A 3,336-nucleotide genomic window follows, 5' to 3' on the forward strand; every position below is an offset into this window, starting at 1 on the left:
ACCAAACAGACTTTGAGCATTATCTCGTCCACAACGACTATTCAGTTGACGCTGATATTCTAGAAATGATTCATTCTGGCGAAAAAAGGCGGCGAATGCCCCTAATATTGCGTCTTTCAGACTGTAGCGGGTAGCATTGCCGGCACTTCGAGGGTCAGTTATCCCAGCGATAACTACCCGGAAATAGCTCAGCATCCCCAGAAAACCCAGTTGTTTGACTTCCATTCCTGCGAAACCCACTGTTCAAACCCTTCACTCCATTTTGAAAGGCAAGAGTAAGACGGGTTCTGTATTCTGTGCTACCGTTTGCATTGGGAATTGCTGGTTGTTGGCAGGCTTTTTGGCTGTGATCGGTAAACAGTAAACTGAAAACTCAAATCTGATCACTGATAACTGATCACTGATCACTGAATCGCCCCTCTTGCCTCTGAGAAAAAAAAATGCTACGATAAAACTAAATCGGGCTTCTACGTTGGTGACTGCCTTTCAAGTTTTTTGATCTATGCTTGATTGTGATAAGGGAGCAAATAACCAATTCGTGTGGTAGTAAACCGAGCTTGTACTCGGAAACAGAAACGCGGAATATAAGTTCCCACCTGGTTAACCCAGGTCATAAACTTAGGTAAAACGGCGTAGCGGTCTTTTCAAGTTTTTCGAGCAGATCAGAGTCCCTGTACTTCGTTGGTTTTGCCCTCCTCGCGGGCCAAAAAAGCTCTGATTTATATTTTTTCTAGGTTAAAGACTGCTGTTTTCGGTAACGCTTGTCACCGCTAAATTGTGACAATCCGGACTACACTAGGGAGAAATTTATGAATTATTGTTAAGCAATGACTGAAAAACAGCCAAGAGTTGTTATCATCGGCGGCGGATTTGCGGGTTTATACACGGCCAAAGCCCTAAAAAACGCCCCCGTTCATGTTAACCTCATCGATAAGCGAAATTTCCATCTTTTTCAGCCCCTCCTCTATCAAGTCGCTACTGGGGCGCTCTCTCCGGCCGATATCTCCTCACCTTTGCGCTTAATCCTACGGGGCCATGAGAATACAGATATTCTCCTCGATCAGGCCATCGATATCGATCCAGTTAAGGGAGAAGTGATCTTGAAAGATCACCCGCCGATCGCCTACGATCAGTTAGTTATTGCCACGGGAGTCAGTCATCACTATTTTGGCAATGATCAATGGCAACCCTACGCTCCCGGGTTAAAAACCATTGAAGACGCAGTAGAAATGCGTCGTCGCATCTATCTCGCTTTCGAGAAGGCCGAGAAAGAAATCGATACCGAAAAGCGGCAAGCTTTATTAACTTTTGTTATTGTCGGTGGCGGACCGACGGGGGTAGAATTAGCAGGTGCGATCGCCGAAATTGCCCACGGTGCGCTTAGGTCGGATTTTCACCAGATTAACCCCACAGAAGCGAAAATTTTGCTCTTAGAAGGGATGGATCGAGTATTACCTCCCTATGCCCCCGATTTATCCGCTAAAGCTGCCGCTTCTCTCACAAAATTAGGGGTGACAGTGCAAACTAACAGCATCGTTACCAATATTGTTGAAGGTTGTGTCAGCGTCCGTCAGGGAGAAAAGACGACAGAAATCGCCGCCGAGACAATTTTATGGGCAGCAGGGGTAAAAGCATCGAGAATGGGGCGAATTTTGGCCGAAAGAACCGGGGTAAATCTTGATCGCGTCGGCCGGGTAATCGTCGAACCGGATTTAAGTATCGCCGGTTATGCCAATATTTTTGTGATCGGGGATCTGGCTAATTTTGCCCATCAGGGAGATAAACCTTTACCCGGAATTGCCCCCGTGGCCATGCAGGAGGGCGAATATCTAGCGAATTTATTAATTTCTCGCCTAAAAGGGCAAACTATTCCACCTTTTCATTATATCGATCGAGGTAGTCTGGCAGTTATCGGCCAAAATGCGGCCGTGGTTGATTTGGGATTTGTCAAGTTTTCCGGGTTCATCGCTTGGTTAGTCTGGGTTTGGGCCCATATTTACTATCTGATCGAATTTGATAATAAATTAGTGGTGATGGTGCAATGGGGTTGGAATTATTTTACCCGCGGTCGTGGCGCTCGTTTGATTACGGGAGAGGGGCAAAATTTAGCCTCGGGACAATTGCCGCAAAATAACGGCCAAAATAATAATCTAGCCGTTTCTAACCAGACGGAAACTCTCTCTCCACCGATTGTGAAAGTGTGAAAAAAATAGCCGTGATTATCTAGTTATCAGTTAGCAGGTAAGAACAATCGATCGATAATGAAAATAGAACGTCCTAACAGTCTAAAAATTACCCCAGAGGAAAGCCAAGAATTAGAATATTTACGAGTTACAATTGAACGAGCGATCAAAGATGGTGTGATCACAAGAATAGAATTTGAATCGATTAAAATGCTCATGTTTTCTAACAAGAAAAACAATCCCGACCAAATCCTTCGTCAGGTGACACTCTATCGCAACTTAGTCGTTGAAAAACTGAATAATAGCGAACTAACTTTTGAATCTCCTCAATAGGGCGAAATCCTGTTGTCTTGTCTTATTCTTTTTTGTCGCTACCGGGAAAAGCTCGACCTTGAATATTTTCTAAAGCTGAAACTGCCGCCCTAGAACCAGCGATAATATCTCGTTCTTCTCCCCCTAAATATAAGCGGCCAAAACTGCCCACGGAAGTAACGTGTAGGATATTAATTAAAGCGGCTTTTTCGGCCTGATTAGCGGCCAGGGAAGCGTAGGCGGCTGGCTGCACTTCTAGAACATATAAAGTCTGTCCTGCCATTAACATCATACCCCGAGAACTACGGTTAATTAATTGGGCTTGGTAAGCGTCAATGTTGCGAATAATTTGGCTGGAGACAATTTGCGGTTTCAGACAATCGCGCTGACTAACGCCTAAATACTGCAAAATTGCCTGACCGGCCGCCCTTACCTCTCCCTGACTGCTAGAATGGAGTTCTAAGAGTCCATAGAGTCGTTCTACGAATAGAACCCCCGGACGAACCACGGCGGATTTGAGGGCAATATCGGTGATGCGATTAATCTCGATGCCGGGGGAAATTTCAATCCAGAGGGAAGAATCCCCGGGTAGGGGTAAAAATCCTTGGGCGACTGTACCGATGTAAGCAGCGTGTTGAAGCTGTAAATTGTCAAGATAAACGTAACTGCGAAGTTCTACACCCAAGCTAATTTCTCCCTCTTTCTGTCCTCTGGCAAATCCCCATTCCAACCCCGGAGCGACGATTAATCAATCCTTAATTAGGGCTTAGGCATTACCATGTTTAACTATAGTATAGAATTAGTGGCCTTTAAATTTACCTGGGGAGAAGCGGTAAAAAAA

At 45.1% G+C, this 3,336-nt stretch carries 3 protein-coding genes, 1 other RNA gene and 1 pseudogene; 3 read left to right on the forward strand and 2 right to left on the reverse strand.

The genetic code is table 11. From position 1 onward, the window contains the following. Positions 1-225: pseudogene (locus IM319_RS20475) on the reverse strand (fatty-acid synthase); the annotation flags it as partial. A gap of 233 nt (positions 226-458) precedes the next feature. On the opposite strand from IM319_RS20475, the gene ssrS reads away from it, so the two are divergent. The 3 genes from ssrS (at position 459) to IM319_RS20490 (ending at position 2,516) form a co-directional block, all read left to right on the forward strand. Then, positions 459-646, forward strand: a non-coding RNA gene (ssrS, locus tag IM319_RS20480) — 6S RNA. 181 nt (positions 647-827) lie between these two features. Further along, on the forward strand, positions 828-2,204 hold the full coding sequence (locus IM319_RS20485; RefSeq protein WP_287736735.1) for an NAD(P)/FAD-dependent oxidoreductase: 1,377 nt from the start codon (positions 828-830) through the stop codon (positions 2,202-2,204). 57 nt (positions 2,205-2,261) lie between these two features. Further along, a complete protein-coding gene (locus IM319_RS20490; protein ID WP_287736736.1) occupies positions 2,262-2,516 on the forward strand; it encodes a hypothetical protein in 255 nt (84 codons plus the stop codon). A gap of 22 nt (positions 2,517-2,538) precedes the next feature. On the opposite strand, the gene IM319_RS20495 is transcribed toward IM319_RS20490, so the two are convergent. Continuing rightward, positions 2,539-3,180, reverse strand: coding sequence for a hypothetical protein (locus IM319_RS20495; RefSeq protein WP_110578761.1), 642 nt, complete (start codon positions 3,178-3,180; stop codon positions 2,539-2,541). Positions 3,181-3,336: the final 156 nt, after the last annotated feature.

Origin of the sequence: Microcystis sp. M113S1 (assembly GCF_020246945.1) — a bacterium.
Lineage (GTDB): Bacteria > Cyanobacteriota > Cyanobacteriia > Cyanobacteriales > Microcystaceae > Microcystis.